Origin of the sequence: Komagataeibacter sucrofermentans DSM 15973 (assembly GCF_040581405.1) — a bacterium.
Lineage (GTDB): Bacteria > Pseudomonadota > Alphaproteobacteria > Acetobacterales > Acetobacteraceae > Komagataeibacter > Komagataeibacter sucrofermentans.
On sequence record NZ_CP137157.1, the window covers coordinates 558280 to 576139 of the forward strand.

Annotated in this window: 16 protein-coding genes; 7 read left to right on the plus strand and 9 right to left on the minus strand. The window is 63.8% G+C overall.

Annotated elements, in window-relative coordinates; genetic code table 11:
• Nucleotides 1-57: 57 nt before the first annotated feature.
• Both R5N89_RS02655 and R5N89_RS02660 read left to right on the plus strand, forming a co-directional pair.
• Entirely contained in the window at nt 58-456 is a 399-nt protein-coding gene (locus tag R5N89_RS02655) for a heme-binding protein (protein ID WP_110567352.1), read from the plus strand.
• Nucleotides 457-487: 31 nt separating this feature from the next.
• Complete coding sequence (locus tag R5N89_RS02660; RefSeq protein ID WP_110567036.1) at nt 488-1720, plus strand: MFS transporter; 1233 nt, start codon at nt 488-490, stop codon at nt 1718-1720.
• A gap of 10 nt (nt 1721-1730) precedes the next feature.
• Here R5N89_RS02660 and R5N89_RS02665 read toward each other — a convergent pair whose 3' ends face one another.
• From R5N89_RS02665 to R5N89_RS02675, 3 genes are all read right to left on the minus strand, one after another.
• Nucleotides 1731-2642 (minus strand): helix-turn-helix domain-containing protein, encoded by a 912-nt coding sequence (locus R5N89_RS02665; protein WP_244192057.1) that lies wholly within the window; start codon nt 2640-2642, stop codon nt 1731-1733.
• Between the two features lie 167 nt (nt 2643-2809).
• Complete coding sequence (locus R5N89_RS02670) at nt 2810-3700, minus strand: transporter (protein ID WP_110567040.1); 891 nt, start codon at nt 3698-3700, stop codon at nt 2810-2812.
• Between the two features lie 67 nt (nt 3701-3767).
• A complete protein-coding gene (locus R5N89_RS02675; RefSeq protein WP_110567354.1) occupies nt 3768-6227 on the minus strand; it encodes a membrane-bound PQQ-dependent dehydrogenase, glucose/quinate/shikimate family in 2460 nt (819 codons plus the stop codon).
• 463 nt (nt 6228-6690) lie between these two features.
• Between R5N89_RS02675 and R5N89_RS02680 the strand changes: the two genes are divergently transcribed.
• Together R5N89_RS02680 and R5N89_RS02685 are read left to right on the plus strand one after the other, a co-directional pair.
• A complete protein-coding gene (locus tag R5N89_RS02680; protein WP_110567042.1) occupies nt 6691-7887 on the plus strand; it encodes an MFS transporter in 1197 nt (398 codons plus the stop codon).
• An 11-nt stretch (nt 7888-7898) separates the two neighbouring features.
• On the plus strand, nt 7899-8522 hold the full coding sequence (locus tag R5N89_RS02685; RefSeq protein ID WP_167400814.1) for a glutathione S-transferase: 624 nt from the start codon (nt 7899-7901) through the stop codon (nt 8520-8522).
• A gap of 50 nt (nt 8523-8572) precedes the next feature.
• Here the strand turns inward: R5N89_RS02685 and R5N89_RS02690 are convergent, their stop codons facing one another.
• Nucleotides 8573-10048: an aminotransferase class V-fold PLP-dependent enzyme gene (locus R5N89_RS02690; protein ID WP_110567046.1), complete on the minus strand. Its 1476-nt coding sequence runs from the start codon at nt 10046-10048 to the stop codon at nt 8573-8575.
• Between the two features lie 109 nt (nt 10049-10157).
• Here R5N89_RS02690 and R5N89_RS02695 point away from each other — a divergent pair, with 109 nt between their 5' ends.
• Both R5N89_RS02695 and R5N89_RS02700 read left to right on the plus strand, forming a co-directional pair.
• Nucleotides 10158-10619, plus strand: a complete 462-nt coding sequence (locus R5N89_RS02695) for an Lrp/AsnC family transcriptional regulator (protein ID WP_110567049.1) — start codon at nt 10158-10160, stop codon at nt 10617-10619.
• Between the two features lie 126 nt (nt 10620-10745).
• Complete coding sequence (locus R5N89_RS02700; RefSeq protein WP_110567357.1) at nt 10746-11753, plus strand: NAD-dependent epimerase; 1008 nt, start codon at nt 10746-10748, stop codon at nt 11751-11753.
• A gap of 12 nt (nt 11754-11765) precedes the next feature.
• On the opposite strand, the gene R5N89_RS02705 is transcribed toward R5N89_RS02700, so the two are convergent.
• From R5N89_RS02705 to R5N89_RS02725, 5 genes are all read right to left on the minus strand, one after another.
• On the minus strand, nt 11766-12599 hold the full coding sequence (locus tag R5N89_RS02705) for a copper resistance protein B (protein WP_110567051.1): 834 nt from the start codon (nt 12597-12599) through the stop codon (nt 11766-11768).
• Nucleotides 12596-14656 (minus strand): copper resistance system multicopper oxidase, encoded by a 2061-nt coding sequence (locus tag R5N89_RS02710; protein WP_110567053.1) that lies wholly within the window; start codon nt 14654-14656, stop codon nt 12596-12598. Before R5N89_RS02710 ends, R5N89_RS02705 begins: the two co-directional genes overlap by 4 nt.
• A 78-nt stretch (nt 14657-14734) precedes the next feature.
• Nucleotides 14735-15151: a hypothetical protein gene (locus tag R5N89_RS02715; protein ID WP_244192048.1), complete on the minus strand. Its 417-nt coding sequence runs from the start codon at nt 15149-15151 to the stop codon at nt 14735-14737.
• Between the two features lie 123 nt (nt 15152-15274).
• Nucleotides 15275-16090: an FTR1 family protein gene (locus R5N89_RS02720; protein ID WP_110567057.1), complete on the minus strand. Its 816-nt coding sequence runs from the start codon at nt 16088-16090 to the stop codon at nt 15275-15277.
• Between the two features lie 2 nt (nt 16091-16092).
• Complete coding sequence (locus R5N89_RS02725; RefSeq protein ID WP_208624613.1) at nt 16093-16434, minus strand: cupredoxin domain-containing protein; 342 nt, start codon at nt 16432-16434, stop codon at nt 16093-16095.
• Between the two features lie 196 nt (nt 16435-16630).
• On the opposite strand from R5N89_RS02725, the gene hmpA reads away from it, so the two are divergent.
• Nucleotides 16631-17833 carry an NO-inducible flavohemoprotein gene (gene hmpA, locus R5N89_RS02730; RefSeq protein WP_110567059.1) on the plus strand — a complete coding sequence of 401 codons (1203 nt, stop codon included), beginning with the start codon at nt 16631-16633 and terminating at the stop codon, nt 17831-17833.
• The last annotated feature ends 27 nt before the right edge of the window (nt 17834-17860 follow it).

The following is a 17860-nucleotide window of genomic DNA, read 5'->3' on the forward strand; positions in this document are numbered from 1 at the left end:
GGCGTAGGGTTACGCTGCGCTTTTAATGCAAGTTTAATGCAAGCCGTGGAAGCCGATATGAAACTGACTGACGCGATGACCATGATGGAGGCCGCCCTGGCCGAGACGCGCAGGCGCGGGTTTGGCGTGTGCATTTCCATCGTGGATGCCGGGGCATGGCCCGTGGCCTTTACCCGCATGGATGGCGTGCCGCTGGGCCTGATCGATGTGGCGACCAAAAAGGCGCGCACGGCGGCCCTGTTTCATATGGACAGCGCCGATCTGGCCACCATCGCCCGCCCCGGGGGCGAGGCCTACACGCTGGAAAACACCAATGGCGGCCTGACCAGCTTTGGCGGCGGCATTGTGCTCAGGGGCGCGCATGGTCGCGTGGTGGGCGCAATTGGTGTTTCTGGTGCACCCACGGAAGATGATATTGCCATTGCCCGCATTGCTGCGAACACGCTCAACGCCTGAGCGCCCCTTTACCTGAGCCGGACCCGCCCTCATGATCCAGACCGCACCCCCCGCAGGCGGGGTCGCCCCCATCACGGCGCCCCACGGCGCGAAAGCTGCTTTTTTCATCCTTACCTTCGGCACGTTCGTGGTCGGCACGGGTGAGTTCGCCATCATGGGCATGCTGCCCGAATTTGCGTCCTCGCTCGGGCTGTCCGCTTCCGATGCAGGGCATGCCATTACGGCCTACGCGCTGGGCGTGGTGGTGGGCGCGCCGCTCATCACCATTATGGGCGCGCGCCTGTCGCGGCGTGAACTGTTGCTGATCCTGTTCGCCCTGTTCTGCTGCGCCAACCTGCTCAGCGTGGCCATGCCCACGCCAGGGCTGGTGGAGGTGGCCCGCTTCATCACCGGCCTGCCGCATGGCGCGCTGATCGGCATCTCGGCGCTGGTTGGCGCCTCGATGGTGGAGCGCGCGCGGCGCGGCTGGGCCGTGGGGCGCATCCTGTCGGGCATTGCCATTTCCACCCTGGTGGGTGCGCCGTTCTCCACGTTTGCCGCCGATCATTTTGGCTGGCGCATCGCCTATCTCATCATCGCGGCGCTGGGGCTACTGACGGTGGCGGGCATCTGGCGCTATATCCCCGCCGACGCGCCCAACCGCAAGAACTCCCCGCTGAAAGAAATCCGCGCGCTGGCCAATACGCAGGTGCTGCTCACACTGGTAACGGCGTCGATCGGTTTTGGCGGCATGTTCGCCATCTACACCTACCTGACCAGCGTGTTGCAGAACGTGACCCATGTGCCTGAATGGCGCATCATGATCTACATGATCGTGTGCGGCGCGGGCATGCTGATCGGCGCGAATGTGGGCGCGTGGATCGTGGACCGCAATCTCGACCGCGCCGCCCTGCTGGCGCTCGGCGGCAGTGCCGTGGTCATGCTCGCCTTTCCGCTGGTGCTGCATAACGAGCCGGCCCTCATGCTCGATGTGCTGCTCGTGCCCGCCTTCGTCAACGCGCTTGGTCCGGCATTGCAGACGCGCCTGATGGATTTTGCGGGCGATGCGCAGACGCTTGCGGCCTCGCTCAACCATTCGGCGTTCAACATCGCCAACGCGCTTGGCGCGTCACTGGGTAGCGCGCTCCTGGCGCGGCAGTTCGGGTATGGCGCTCTGGGCGTGGGCGGGGCGGTGCTGTCAGCCGGTGGGCTGGTGGTCTACCTGCTGGCCATTGCCCTGCTCAGGCGGAGCGGGCAGGCGGAGGTGCGGGGCGATATCGGGTGAGCGGTAGCGTCTAGCGCACGCCCAGCGCCTTCATCTTGCGGTAGAGCGTGGCCCGGCCAATGCCAAGATGGCGCGCGGTGGCCGTAACATTGCCATGCGCGAGTGCGAGTGCGGAGCGGATGACATTTTCCTCCGCCTTGCGAAAGCTCACCCGGTCTTCCGCCTCAAGCCGGTCGAGCAGGTTGGGGTGGGTGCGGATCATGTCATCCGTCCAGCCGGTCAGGGCGCGGGCCGCATGGGTGGCTCCCGTTACTTCGCCCTCCGCATTGATGGCGACGAGCGGGGCCGAGCACCTTTCGGCCATGCCCAGCGTCAGCACCCGCGCGCCTTCATGATATTCACGAAAGAGCTGCTCCTCGATCCGGCGGCCCGATTGCAAAAGGGTGTCGAGCACGAGCGGGGCGAGCCTGCGCGAGGTATCGCCATTGAAGGCGGCAAGGTTGATCGCGCCCGCGACCTGGCCATGCGCGTTGAAGATCGGCACGGCATAGCTTGCCAGCAGCGAGAAGCAGAAACGCCAGTGCTCGCCTTCACCCAGAAAAATGGGGCAGCCATCCTGCACCGCCGTGCCAATGCCGTTGGTGCCCGCCATGCGCTCGCTCCACACGGCGCCTTCACGCAGGGCGAGCCTGCGGCACAGGCCCATATGGGCTTCGTCTATGTTGCGGGCGAGGATCGTGGCGTCAGGGTCGGCGAGCAGCACCATGAAGTCGAGCCCCTGCACAAGGCTGAACAGGCGCTGCATCTCCGGCATGGCGATACGGAGCAGGCTGGCGGAACGGGCGCTGACATGCCGCAGCTCCGCGCCTGAAAGCACATCGGCCTGCCACCCCTGCGAGGGGTCAAGATTATAGGATGACACGCAGCGCTGCCACGACTTGGCCACCTCGGTTCCACCAGCGGGGCGCAGGGTCTGCCCCATAAGGGGCGGCTGGGCCGGGTTATGGCAATGCGGTTTCATTTCTCCTGCCCCTGACTGTCGGGCTGCGTGCGGCATGGCTGCCGTAATGGCCTGTCCGGTTATGGTTGTATATATTTATTATCAGTCATTCCACGTTATGTTCGATCAACGCATGGCCCTACCATGCGCTACCATAAATAGACGACTTTTATATAATAGGCATTACTTTCGGGTATGTTTCGTCCATCAACAGAATGCGAGTAGCGTGTTGTAAAAGAAAAGTGTTTTGAAATATTGAACATTGCGCCCGCGCCCAGTGTTATTTCACGACTGTCTGAGTTGTCCATGTACTGGCTTGCTGTCCGGTCATAGGTGCCTTTCACGTTCTGCCAGTCCAGCGCGAAAAACGGCTCGAACAGTTTTGTCGCCTTCCAGCTGAAACGCAGGTTGGTATAGAACACCACGCCGGGTGAATAGGTATGCCCGCCCTTGACGTGCCTGGCCGCCCCCGCCACGGTGCCGGCGTCGCCATCGAAGCTGAAATGCTTCCATTCATAATCGAAAATGAAGCTCGAGATGTTCGACCAGTAATTGGGCGATGTGGCATCACGCGTGCCCACTGCGGTCTGCATGAAGGTCTGGATGCCGAACGTGCTGTGTTTGTTGGGCTTGAACCACGCGGCGGGGCCGACAATGGTGGGGCCAAGGCCGCCATAATTCGTGCCATCCGCCAGGGTGTAGCTTTCGCTCTGGATCAGCTCGAAGGCGAAGCCCACGTGGGGGATGGCATCAAAACTGCGGAAATGGACATATTTGGTCATGCCCGCCCAGGTGTGGCTGCCGCCGTTCGGCTTGCGCTGCCCCAGGCTGTTGTAGGAATGGCCCGCCGCATTGCCATCGCCATACTGCACCAGCACGTTGAAGGGCTTGAAGTCGACGGGCAGGTCATATTCGTGGGGGCCGATGATCCCGAGGGTTACGTCTGCGCCATGGGCCTTTGGCGTAAGGAACAGTATGGCCGAAGGAAGGGTGAGGCGCAGCATGGCATGGAGCCATGCCGATCTTTCTGTCAGACGCATGGGAGGGGCTTCCCTGATGAAAAGCAGGCACCCGGTGTAAACCGGATACCTGCACGGTTATTGTTTTTTATTGGGCTGCATTGCCTGCCTGTGCACCATCAAGCGTGTAGGCGATGATGTAATCGCCGCTCCGGGTGCCCAGGCCACCATGGCCGCCAGCCGCAATCAGGACATACTGTTTGCCACCAACCTCATACGACATGGGGGTTGCCTGGCCGCCTGCGGGCAGGCGGTCGGTCCACAGCACGTTGCCGGTCGCGAGGTCGAAGGCGCGCAGGTAATCATCCGCCGTGGCCCCCATGAAGACAACGCCACCCCTGGTCACAATATTGCCACCGACGTTATACATGCCGGTCGGCAGGGGGATGTTGTTGTGGGTGCGGAACGGCCCCGTATCGCGCGTGGTGCCGACCGGGTGCTGCCACACGATCTTCTTGGTCACGAGGTCGATCGCGCTCAGCGTGCCCCAGACCGGGCCCTTGCACGGAATCTGCAGCGGGTTCAGCCACGGGTTGGTCAGCGCGATGTAAGGCGTGCCGTAATCAGGCGAGACGGAAAGCGCATCGCCCTTGGCGGCAGGCTCCTCGCCCTTACCATCCCATTTGGGCAGCGTGCCGTTGCTTTCCAGCTTCTGGCGGTGGTCAAGCTTGATGCGGAAGGGCAGGTAGCTCGCATTGGCCAGCATGATCTTGCGCTGCGGGTCGATGGTGATGCCCTGCCAGTCAACCACGCCATAGAAGGCGGGATAGACCACGGTGGTCTGGCCCACATGCGGCGGCGTGAACTGCCCCTCATAGGCGGACTGGCGGTACTCGATGCGGCACAGCATCTGGTCAAGCAGCGTTGCGCCCCACATGTCGCTTTCCTTCAGGTTTGGCGGCGTAAGGCTGGGCATGGCCGCCGGGAAGGGCTGCGTGGGGGAGGCATGGTCATCAGGCGCAACACCCGCGGTCGGCACGGGGCGTTCTTCCACCGGGTAGCCGGGCACGGTCTCGCCGGTGCGGCGGTCGAGCACGAAGAACTCGCCGCGCTTGGTGCTCTGCACCAGGGCGGGGATCGTCTCGCCATTGGGGCCGGGCAGGTCGACCATCGACGGGCCGGAGGGGATGTCCATGTCCCACAGGTCGTGGTGCACGGTCTGGTAGGTCCAGCGGCGCTCGCCGGTCACGATATCGAGCGCGATGGTGGCCGAGGAGGTCGCATCATCAAACGGGCGGCGCGTGCCACCCCAGTTATCCGGCGGCGAGTTGCCAGTGGGGATGTAGACCATGCCGAGGTTGAGGTCGGCGGTGTACACGCCCCAGGCGTTGGGGGTGTCGCGGGTCAGGACTTCGTCGGGGTTGGGCTTCCAGGTTTCGGGGTTGTGGCCCGCATCCCATGCCCAGGCCAGCGCGCCGGTTGTGGCGTCAAAGCCACGGATTGCGCCCGAGGGCTCGAAATTGGCCTGGTTGTCAAACACCCAGCCACCCGTAATCAGGCGGTTCTTGGCCACCAGCGGCGGCGAGGTGACGAAGTGGAAGCCATGCGGCACGTGACCGAGATATTCACGCAGGGAAATGAAGCCGTGATCGCCAAAATCGTCGCACGGCTTGCCGGTCTCTGCATCCAGCGCCACCATGCGCACATCCGCCACGGGGGAATAGATGCGCGTGCGGCAGCTTGTCTGGATCTCGTCGGGGATGCGGTAATACGACACGCCACGGCAGGCGAGATAGACGTTCTTGGCCAGGTCGGCGGTATCGGGGTGGGGGTCGAACTTCCACTTCACCTTGCCGGTGGCGGCATCCATTGCAATCACCCAGCTATGGGGCGTGCACATGTACAGCGTGTTGTCGACCTTGATGGGCGTGACTTCAAGGTTGAACTCATGACCCTGGTCGGGGCCGGCCACGGTGCCTTCGCCCGCCTGCTGCACGTCACCCGTGCGGGTCAGCCAGGCGCGCTTGAGCTTGCCCACGTTGGCGGGCGTGATCTGCCCCAGCGGGGAATAGCGGTCGCCGCCTGCGGTGCGGCCATAGGCCTGCCAGTCGCCATCGGGCATGTTCTCGGCCGCTGATTCCGGCTGGCCCTGTGCCGCCATGCGATCGGCCGGGACCGTGCCATCGATGGAATACGACGAGAAGCAGCTGATGAGCAGCACAAGGCACGACACGCCAACCGCGCCGAGCAGGGCCTTCTTGTCAGCCAGCCAGCTTTCGCTCACGCGCCAGACCTGAGGCAGCAGCAGCCAGACGCCAATGCCCACCAGCGTCAGCAGCCGGACCTCGAGGCCCCAGATGTTGAAGCCGGTCTCGACCAGCGCCCAGATGGTGGCAACCACCAGCAGGGCGGCATACAGGCTGCTTGCCAGCCGGGGCTGCTTCAGCCCCAGCGCTGCGGCAGCGAGCAGGACGCAGCCCGTCAGCGCATAGAACCAGGAGCCGCCGAGCAGGAGCAGCTGGGCCCCGCCAAAGAATAGAAAAAGCCCGATCAGGGCCAGCAAGACGGAGGTTATGATGGATAATAACCTCTTGGTGGTTTCTCGCATGCCGCGTTTCTTCCCATAGTTTTCCAAAGCTGCGCTGCGTGTGTAGGTATCGGGTTGCCTAGTGCGCCCAGCCAGAGCCTGTTGTTCAGCATGAGGGGGGCGGCAAATGCCATGCCCTACCGCGCGGGCTTCACGCAGCTGTGTCCGGGCATGGCGCAACTGTCTCAAAATCGAGACGGGTCTCCTGCCCTGTTGTCATGATAAAGCCCGAAAGCCGCGCAGGGAGTGCCGTGTGCATGGCCGTGGGGGCAGGGCTGACGGGGCAGGCCGGGCTCCGTCCGGGCCCGGGTGCATGGCTGGTTATGGCGCTTATGTGTTCAATAGACGTTATGCACGTTTTTCTATGAACGGGGAGTCTGTACTGCCTTGGCATAATGGACACTTCCACTACAGTGCAGGAAGTGCCAGAAGGCCCACAAGTGAAGCGACATGATGTTGTGTCGTTATATTTCTGCAGGCAATCATGCTTTTCAAAACCCTCCCGGCTGAAGCCGTTATCGGTCTTTGCGCCCTGTTTGCATGTACTTTCACGGCCCTGACAACCGAGGTGGCGCCTGTCGGCATCCTGATCGACATGGCCCGCGCCTTTCACATCCCTGAAGGGGAAGCCGGACTTGCCGTCAGCGCCTTTGCCCTGATGGTGGCGGTGTGCGCCGTGCCGCTGACCATCATGACCGCGCATATTGACCGCAAGCGCCTCGTGCTGGTGTCGCTGCTGGGCTATGTGGTGTCGAACCTGGTGGTGGCGGCCGCGCCAAGCTTTGTCATCCTGTGCATGGGCCGCCTGATTGGTGGCGTTGCGCATGCGCTGCTCATGTCCATCGCATCCGCCTATGCCGCGCGGCTGGTTCCCGCGAGGATGACCGGGCGGGCCATTTCATTCGTTTATGGCGGCACGTCGCTTGGCGCGGTGCTGGGCGTGCCGGGGGCGGCGGCCATCGGGCATCTGGCGGGCTGGCGGGTGGCGATGTACGTGATGACGGGCCTGTCCGTCCTGCTTACGCTATGCATTGCCTTCTTCCTGCCGCCGGTCACAACACCGGTGCAGGTCAGAAACGGGCTGCCCTCGGCGGGGCCGAGCCGGGCCATGCGGATCTTTCTGGTGGTGATCGCGGTCAATGCCATCCTCTTCTTTGCCCATAACCTGCTTTATACCTATGTCACCCCGCTGCTGCTTGATCACGGGCTGGCTACGGGCAACCTGAGCATCGCCCTGCTGCTGACCGGCAGCGTAAGCATCGTGGGCCTGTGGGGGGTGGGGCAGCTTGTCGATACCCGCCCGGCAACGGGCCTGCTGGGCGGTGGCGCTGCCATGCTGATCGGCATGGGGCTGATGTACGGGCATATCCTCTCGGGCTGGGCGGCGGTGGCGCCAGTCGGGCTGTGGTGCATGGGGTATTCGGCGGTCATTCCTTGCGTCATGTCCGGCGCGATCCGTGCGCGGGCCACGCGGCCTGACGTGGCCGGGGCGGGCATCAATGCCGCGAGCAATGTGGGTATTCTCATGGGCTCGGCCGTGGGCGGGCAGGTTCTGAATGCCGCGGGCTTTGGCGTGCTCACGCCCATGGCCATCATCACGGTGGTGGTGGGGCTGGTCGTGGTCATGACCAATCCCCGCGCCTTTCCCCACAGGCTTGCCGACACGGATCATGAGGAATAAAGGCTGGTGTGATGACATGGCCCGTTCTGTACAGTTTCCGCCGCTGCCCGTATGCCATGCGGGCGCGGCTGGCGCTGCTGGCGAGTGAAACGCCCTGCACCCTGCGCGAGGTAAAGCTGGCAGCCAAGCCCGCCGCCATGCTGCGGGCCTCACCCAAGGGCACGGTACCGGTGCTGGTATTGCCCGATGGTCGCGTGATGGCCGAGAGCCTCGAGATCATGGACTGGGCGCTGGCCCGTCACGACCCGCTGCACTGGCGGCCCGGCACGCGCCATGACCTGATCGCGCGTAATGACGGGCCGTTCAAATATCATCTCGACCGCTACAAATACGCGACCCGTTACCAGTCAGATGCGCTGCATCATCGGGGCGAGGCGCTGCATATCCTGCACGACCTTGAAGCGGCGCTGCATTCAGCCCCGTTTTTGCACGGAGCGCGACCGGGCATGACCGATGCCGCCATTGCCCCATTCGTGCGCCAGTTCGTGGCGACCGATCCTGACGGGTTCGCCACCTGTGCCCTGCCGCGCGTGCGGGGGTGGCTGGAGGCTTTTCTGGCTACGCCGCTGTTTGGACGCGCCATGAAACGTGTCGCCCCTTGGCGTGAAGGCGATGCGCCGGTTCTGGTGGGTTAAGGCGCGCCGCCTTTTTGAAAAAAGGCGGCACCCAAAAACGTTTATTCCTTTTAGGCCATGGTTTTTGCCAGTGGCATTGTCTCTGCGCGGAAGCGGGCGGTTTTGGGGTCGCACACATAGGCCTGCGCCATGGGGGCGGGGTTGCGGGCGAGTTCATCGACAGAGCGGATGATGAAGTCCGCCTTGGCATCATCCATCAGGGCGCAGAAGTTCAGCCGCGTCCAGCCCGGCTTGCGGATCTCCTCGCCGTTGAGAATGGCGTGGCGCAGGGTGTCCGACAGGAGTTCGTCAATATCAAGCAGGCTGTGCGCATAAGGCCCCGCGCAGGCGCAGCCGCCACGGGCCTGGATGCCATACCCGTCGGACAGCATGCGCGTGAAAAGCTGCTGGTGCACCATCTCGCCCGCCTCGACCCCATGCACGCGGAAGGAGAAGATAGGCAGGGCATGCCGTGCCTGCGCGTTGCCTACGATCTCGATATGCGGGTTGCGCCGCCAGACCTGCTCGGCGCGGGTGCGCAGGGCATGGTGGCGGGCATCGAGCCAGTCCTGCCCCATGGCGTCCTTGACCATGAAGGCCAGGGCCGCGCGGATGTCGCCAATGACATTGGGGGTGCCCGCTTCCTCGCGGCTTTCGAGGCTGGTGGCATAATCATGCCCCCACGGCGAGACAAACCGCACCGTGCCACCGCCGGTAAAGACCGGGCGCGTGCGCGATACGGCGGCATCGCGCACGATCATGATGCCCGATGCCGCAGGCCCGCCCACGAATTTATGCGCCGAGAGCACAACGGCATCCTTTTCATACGGCGTGCCCGCACGCATGTTGATGGGCAGGTACGGCCCGCCACCGGCGTAATCCCACACGGCCAGCGCGCCGTGGCGTTTGAGCACCCCTGTCACGGCATCCACATCGGTGATGATGCCCGTCACGTTCGAGGCCGCCGAGAAAGCGCCGATGCGCAGGCGCGTGGGGTCGGTGGCGGCGAGAGCACGGTCAAGCCGTTCAAGGTCCGGGCCACCTTCCGGGGCTTCGCCAATGGTGATGACCTCCGCCCCGCTCTCGCGCCAGGGCAGGATGTTGGAGTGATGCTCGTAAGGCCCGATGAACAGCACGGGCCGCTTTCCCGCTTCCGCCGCCTCGGGCACGCCAAGCAGATGCACCAGCCGGTTCAGTCCCGCCGTGGCCCCTGCGCCGCAGAACACGGTGGAGAACCCTGTGCCCGCCCCGCATAGAAGCGCGATCTGCGCGCGCGCGGCATGGCGCATGCGGGTCATGTACCCCCCACAGAACGAGGCCTCGGTATGGGAGTTGGCGTAATAGGGCAGCACGCGGGTGAGCACGAACTCCTCGATCTGCTTTAGCGCCCGGCCCGAGGCGACATAATCGGCATAAACCAGTGGTTTGATGCCAAACGGGCCGGGAACGGGCGCGCCTTCCCCGATCAGGCCCGCGCGCAGGCCCTTATGGCCACCTGCAAGCAGGCTGGCTGCAAACTCTGAAAAAGACGTGTCATCCACCTGCATGGCCTGTTCCCCCCAAAGCGCATTGCATGGAGATGTTAATCGGATTTTGGGCAATATTTTTCCCTATTTCATGCTGCATGCGTGCAAAAATGGTGTCATATGATCGGTTATGAGCGAAAAAATGGATCATTTTGATCGTGCCATATTGCGCGCCCTGCAAAAGGATGCAGGCCTGTCGCAGCGTGAACTGGCCGAGCGGGTCGGCCTGTCACAGAATGCATGCTGGCGGCGGCTTAATGCCCTGCGCGCGCGGGGCCTGGCAGGCGAGCGCACCCTGCGGCTTGATCCGGCAAAACTGGGGCTGGGGCTTACGGTTTTTGTCATGATCCGCACGCGCAGCCATTCGCGTGAGTGGCTTGAGCGGTTTCACAAGGCTGTTAATGACATCCCCAATGTGATCGATTTCTACCGCATTGCGGGCGATTACGATTACATGCTCAAGATCATCACCGAGGACATGGCCTCGTTTGACGATATATACCGCACCCTGATCAGCCGGGTCGATCTCGACACGGTCACATCCTATATCGCCATGGAGGCGATTGCAGCCAACCGTGACCTGCCGATCTGAAGCCGGGCAGGGCATGTGTTTATGCACCGGGTGCGTCCCGATAACAGGACTCACCAATCCCGTCCCGTCACGCTAAGACCGCACGGGATGGCCGGGGCAGGCGGTCGCGGATTTGTGGAGTTCATGATGCGTATTCTTGTTACTGGCACCGCCGGGTTCATCGGTTTCCATGTGGCCCGGCGCCTGCTGCGCGAAGGCCACGAGGTGACCGGCATCGATGGCGTGACCCCCTATTACGATGTCATGCTCAAGCGCGCACGCCATGCCCGGTTGCGGGAATATGCCGGTTTTACCTGCAATGAATTCATGCTCGAGGATGCGCAGGCCCTGCATGATGCCTTTGAGCAGTGCAGGCCGGAGGGGGTCATTCACCTCGCCGCGCAGGCAGGGGTGCGCTACGGGATGGAAAATCCGGGCTCGTATGTCAGCGCCAACCTTGTGGGCACCTATAACGTGCTCGAGCAGGCCCGACGCTGCGCCACGCCACACCTCATGATTGCCTCGACCTCATCCGTCTATGGGGCCAATGCGGTCATTCCCTTTGCCGAGGACCAGCGCTGCGACCATCCGCTCAGCCTGTATGCCGCCACCAAGAAGGCAACCGAGGATCTGGCGCATTCCTATGCCCATCTGTGGAACCTGCCCATCACGGCCTTCCGCTTCTTTACGGTGTACGGGCCATGGGGCCGGCCTGACATGGCGCTGTTCAAATTCACCGCCAACACGCTCGAGGGCCGCCCGATCGATGTCTATAACAATGGCGACATGGAGCGGGACTTTACCTATATCGACGATATCGTCGAGGCGATCCACCGCCTGGCAACCCGCCCTGCGCCCGCATCGGGGGAAAGTGATCGTGGGGCAAGCCCCGTGGCCCCTTATCGGGTGGTCAATATCGGCAATGGCGAGCCGGTCAGCCTCATGGCGTTCATTCAGGCGATCGAGACGGCGCTGGGGCGTAAATGCGTGTGCAATTACCTGCCCATGCAGCCCGGTGACGTGCCGCGCACCTGGGCGGACTGCACGGCCCTGCAGGACCTGACCGGTTTTCGCCCCACCACCTCCGTGCAGGCCGGGGTGGATGCCTTCGTGGCGTGGTACCGTGACTATTACGGCGTGCCTGCTGACGCCTGAGCGCGGACACGCTCAGAACCAGCTCCGCACGCCAAAGGTCAGGCGCAGCGCCCCGCTCTCGCCGTGCTGGTCATGCACGATGCGGCGGGCCTGTGTCAGATACCCCGCATAGGACACGGCCACATAAGGCGCGAATTTGCGCCAGATCTCGTAGCGCAGGCGCAGCCCCGCATCGACATCAGAAAGCCCCGCGCCAACCTGCCGCGCCGGGTCGGATCTGGTATAGAGATTGAACTCCGCCTGTGGCTGCAGAATAAGCCGGTTGGTGAGCAGGAAATCGTATGATCCCTCAATACGGGAGGCAAAGCGCCCCCGGTCGCTGACATAGGCTGTGGCCTGGAACTCGAACTGGTACAGCGCCAGCCCCTGCACGCCCAGCGCGCCCCATGTGCGGGTGGGGCCATCATCAATATCGGCGCGGACACCGGCCTGAACATTCCAGTAGGGCGAGACCGCGCGGCTGTACAGCAGTTCGTGGTCGCCATCATGCAGGCGGCCATGCTCAAGCGTGCCTTCCGACTTGAGCCACAGCCTGTTGTAGTCGCCACCGTACCACGCTTCGCCATCCCAGCGGAAATCCGTGCCGCCGGGTGCGTAACGCCCCTCAAGCTGATCGAGAATGCCGTGGAAGTAGCGGCCCTGATCCATGACCGGCTTCATGCCGCCCACATAGGCCACGGGAGCGTTGGTGGGCGCATCGGCGGCGTGATAGGCAGGCTTTGGCAGGGTTTTGCGCGTGGTTGCCGTTGCGGTTTTTCGGGGCGTGGTTGTGGCCTCGCTCCGGGCCTGCGCGGGCAGGGCGGTGGCGGGCAGCAGCAAGGCTGCAAGAAGGAGTGCGCGCCTCATTCCACGATCACCGTGCGGAACATGCCCGTTTCCATATGCAGCATGAGGTGGCAGTGATAGGCCCACAGGCCCGGCGCATCCGCCGTGACAAGGTAGCTCAGCTTCGAGCCCGGCTGCGAGATGAGGGTGTGCTTGTAGGGGCGGTAGGCACCCTGTCCGTTCTCAAGTTCGCTCCACATTCCGTGCAGGTGGATGGGATGCTCCATCATCGTGTCGTTGATGAGGGTAAAGCGCACGCGTTCGTTGCGCCTGAGCCGGATTGGCCCTGATTCGGAAAACTTGCGCCCGTTGAAGCCCCAGATATAGCGCTCCATGTTGCCCGTCAGGTGCATGATGATCTCACGCGTGGGCGGCCTTGGGTCGCTGCCCGGCCGGGTGGCGCGCAGTTGGCTATAGTTCAGCACGCGGCGGCCATTGTGCTCCAGCCCATCGCCGGGGCTGGCCAGGCGGTCGGTGGGCATGCGGGCGATATTCTGGTTTTCCACGTTCAGGGGCGGGGGGCCGGGGTCATCCACTTCCAGCACGGGCGCCATTCCGGGGGCGGGCATGTCATGGTGCATTGCCCCGTGCGTGTGCATGGGGGCAGTTCGCGGGTGGTGCATGGGTTCATCCATGCCTTGTTCAGGCATGGGCATGCCGTGTCCATGCCCGGCTGGATGCATGTTCTCCATGTTCATGTCCTCCATCGCGCCCGCTTCGTGGCGTGGCATGGAGGTATCATGCCCGTGTGGCGCCGGTTCCAGGGTGGTTGCCTGCATGTCGCTCATGGGGGCGTGCGGTGCATGATCCGTCATGTCCATGCCTTCCATCGTGCTGCTTTCGTGGTGCGGCATGGGGTGGCTGTGTCCGTGCGGTGCCTGCATGTCGGGCGCATGGTCCGCCATCGGCATGTCTTTCATGCTGCTGCCGGGTTTCATGTCGCCCATGCCCATATCGACCATGGTGCGCACCGGGCGCGGGTCCATGGGCGGGATGGGGCCGCTCATGCCCGGTTGCGGGGCCAGCGTGCCCCGGGCATAGCCGGTGCGGTCCTCGCTCTGGGCAAAGAGGGTATAGGCGCGGGCCTCCTTTGGCTGCACGATCACGTCATAGGTCTCGGCCACGCCAATGCGGAACTCGTCCACCGGCACGGGTTCGACCGCATTGCCATCGGCTGCGACCACCAGCATTTCCAGCCCCGGGATGCGGATATCGAAAAAGGTCATCGAGGCGGCATTGATGAAGCGCAGCCGCACCCGCTCGCCGGGGCTGAAGAGAGCGCTCCAGTTCATGTCAGGCGCATGGCCGTTGAGCAGGTAGGTATAGATCACGCCCGTGACGTCAGCGATGTCGGTTGCCGCCATGCGCATGCGCGACCAGGCCAGCCGGTCCTTCAGCGCAGCCAGCGTGCCGCCTGCCCCCCTGGCCTCGCGCGGGAGGGATGCCAGCGTGCGCTGGCGGAAGACATAGTAGTCATCCTGCATCTTGAGGTTGCTGAGCATGTCCATGGGCGGGACATCCGTCCATTCCGATAGCAGGATGACGTAATCACGCGCGCAGGCCTGTGGGTCGGGCACGGGCGGATCAATGACGATCGCGCCATAAAGTCCCTGCGCCTCCTGCATGCCGGAATGGCTGTGATACCAGTATGTGCCGCTCTGGGTGACGGGAAAGCGGTAGGTAAAGGTCTGCCCCGGCGGGATTCCGGCAAAGCTCAGCCCCGGCACGCCATCCATGCCGGCGGGCAGGCGCAGGCCGTGCCAGTGGATGGAGGTGTCTTCATCCGCCAGTGTGTTGGTGACGTTGATGCACACCGTATCATTCTCCCGCCAGCGCAGGACGGGGCCGGGCACATCCCCGCCAATGCATGGCGCGTGCAGCACCTTGCGGTCGATTTCAATACGGGCGCGGCCCACGCGCAGATCCCAGCGCGCGCGGGCCACGGGGGGCACCTGGCCTGCGGCAGGGGTGTGGGCATGCAGCGGGCGGGGCAGGGCAGCCATGGCCGCCCCTGCGCCCAGCCCCGTTACAAAACGGCGGCGGCTCAGGCCGCCCCGGTTACGAGACGGAATCAACATGAAAAAATCCGGAAAGAAACAGTCAGTCAGATCCCGCCCTGCGCAGGGCAGGGCAGGGGCCAGAACGGGGTGACGTGTTTACAGGTTCCGGATCTTGGGCGGCCGCAGGGGCGGCAGCCAGTCGCCGCCGGGCGCAGGGGCCTGTCGGGAGGCGAGGAAAGCACGTCTTCCCTCGGCGGAGAGGCCGGTCAGGCGTTGGGCCGAAGGGGGGGCGGGCATGTCCGACAGGCCCGCATGCACATGGCAGCACGGGTTCTGGCCGGGCGTGGCGGGATCGTGGCGGGCATGGTGTATGCGGGCCATGTGCAGGGCATGGGCGGGGGTCATGCAATCAGGCGCCATGGCGCAGGCCGTGGCGAGTGAATGGGCGTGAGCGACAGGCGTGGGAACAGCGCCAAGAAGCAGCCCCGCCTGCATCAGCAGCCAGACCAGCAGGCCAACCCATGTCCGGCCCCGCGCCCTGAACATCCAGCACTCCCATCCGCCACGTAGCATTACAAACTGTTGCCCATAATACCCATGGGGGGCATAAAGGAAAGCCTTTTATGTCAGCCCGCCTGAAGCTTTATCCGGCAGAACGCCGCTTTTTTGAAAAAAGGCGGCATCCAGAACCTTTCATCATTTTATAACAGGTTGCCTGCGCACCAGGCGGGTCGCGATCAGCATTACCGCCAGCGTAACACCCCACGCCAGGAGCTGGATGCCCATGGGCCGGTCGGAATACCCCACCAGTGCCTTGGCGGCCCGCCCCACCATGCTGCCATCAGAGAGCAGCCACGACGTATCCCACATCTCATAGCCCAGGGCGGGCACGATATCATCGCCCGCCAGCAGGGCCGCGGCCTGACTGGCCATGCCTGCGGCCAGCAGGGCGATGAGCAGGCCGGTCACGGCAAACAGGCGGTGAAGCGGGATGACGATCAGCCCGCGATACAGCAGCCACGATATGCCGCCGCCCGCCACAATGCCCAGCAGGCCACCCGCCAGCATGGGCACCGGGCCGGAATGGGTGGAGACCGCGATGCCATACAGGAACAGCACTACCTCCACCCCCTCGCGCAGTACCGCTACAGCCACCACCACGGCCATGGCCGCAAGCGAGCGCTGGCCGGTCGCGACCTCGGCGCCGAGGGCCTTCATGTCGCCCGCCATCTCGCGCCCGTGCCGGGTCATCCAGATAGTGTGCCAGCCCAGCATGACAACCGCGATGCACAGGATGATGGCCGAGAACACATCCTGCCCATTGCCCGACAGCGCCGCCGAGAGGCTGCCCGCAAACACCGCCACCACCGCAGCGCCCGCCACGCCGGCCGCAATGCCGCCCGCCACCCAGCGCCCCCGGCCCGCTATGCCCTGCGTTGCCGCCAGCACGATGCCAATGATCAGGCCCGCTTCCATGACCTCGCGAAAAACGATCAGCAGACTTCCCAGCATGTTCAGGGCTCCTGCGTTACGGTAACGGTGCCCGTTGCCTGGTCGGGGTGGTAGTCATCGAAGAACTTGTAGGTGCCCGGATGCAGTGGCCCGGCATGGACCGTAATGGTGCTGCCCGGGACCACGATCTTCTCGAACTTCAGGTCATAGCTTTCAAATTCGTCAGTCGTGTCATCCTGATTGTCCAGCATGATGAGAAAGCGCGTGCCTGCTGGCACCGTAAAATGGTCCGGGCTGAAATGATGGTCCTTGACCACCAGGTGCACGGGATCCTGCGCCCATGCCGCCGGGGCGGACAGGAGGGCCGCAAGCCCGAGGCAGGACAGGATGGTCGCGTAACGCATGGACAGACTCTCCGTGGAATGGCGGTAAATTATTGCGACTTATTATCACTGTCAATTTCAGTCTTTCCACCCGTGCCGTCCTGTCGATGCGGGGCTGACATGCGCGGGCAGGTGCCTGCATAAAGGTATGTTCTGTTGACATCTTTTTCCTGCGGCATAAAAGGTCCTTATTAAATACACCTTAATGGAGGCCAGAATGGCGCCGCCGCTCGATGACACAACCCGCAGCATCATCAAGGCCTGCGTACCCGCCCTTGAAGCCCATGGTCTGGCGATCACGACTGAAATGTATCGCCGCCTGCTGGCCAATCCCGCCATCCGCGATCTGTTCAATCTCTCGCATCAGGAAGATGGGGCGCAGCCCAGGGCGCTGGCCCTGGCCGTGCTGGCCTATGCCCGCAATATCGATAATCTTGGCGCCATGGCAGGCGCGGTCGAGCGCATTGCTGAAAAGCATGTAGGCCTGAATATCGAGCCTGAGCACTATCCGTATGTGGCCGAGGCCCTGCTGGGCGCGATTGCGCAGGTGCTGGGCGATGCCGCCACCCCGGAAATCATGGATGCATGGGGCAAGGCCTACTGGTTCCTGGCCGATATCCTGATCGGGCGTGAAAAACAGATCTACGCGGCTCACGCGGCGGCTCCCGGCGGCTGGGTGGGGTGGCGGCCCTTCCGCGTGCAGGCCCGCAAGGCAGAGAGCGAGACCGTCACCTCCTTCGAACTGGTGCCTGAGGATGGCGGCCCGGTCATGCGGCATGCGCCGGGGCAGTATCTCAGCTTCCGGCTTGATGTGCCGGGGCATGGGTGTGAACGGCGCAATTACAGCATCTCGTCCGCACCCTCCGCGCATGGCTACCGCATCAGCGTGCGCCGCATTGATGGTGGCGTGGTGTCGGACTGGCTGCATGACAGCGTGCGCGAAGGCGCCGTGCTGCAGGTTTCCGCCCCCGCCGGTGAGTTCACGCTCACGCCCGCCACCGGGCCCATCGTGTTCCTGAGCGCAGGGGTGGGGCTGACGCCGTTTATGTCCATGCTGGCGAAACTGACGGGCAGCGACGCGCATCCCCCCATTCATTACATCCACACCACCCGCACCCCGCGCACGGAAGCCTTTGGCCCGGCCATTCGCGCGCTTGCGGGCCGGGGGCAGGTGCGGGCGGATATTTTCTACACCCGGCAGGCCCCGCAGGCGGATGCATCCGTGCCGGGAGTGACCTGCCATGAGGGGCGCATCACGCCCGCATGGCTACAGGGTAGTGTGGACCTGAAGGCGACCTATTACATCTGCGGCCCCGACGGCTTCATGCGCGACATGGTAGGCGTGCTGAAGGACGCAGGCGTGCCACCAGCGCAGATCCGCTACGAATTCTTTGGTCCGGCAGATGACCCCGCACTCTGATCCGGGCAATTGTTGTGGAAATATGCT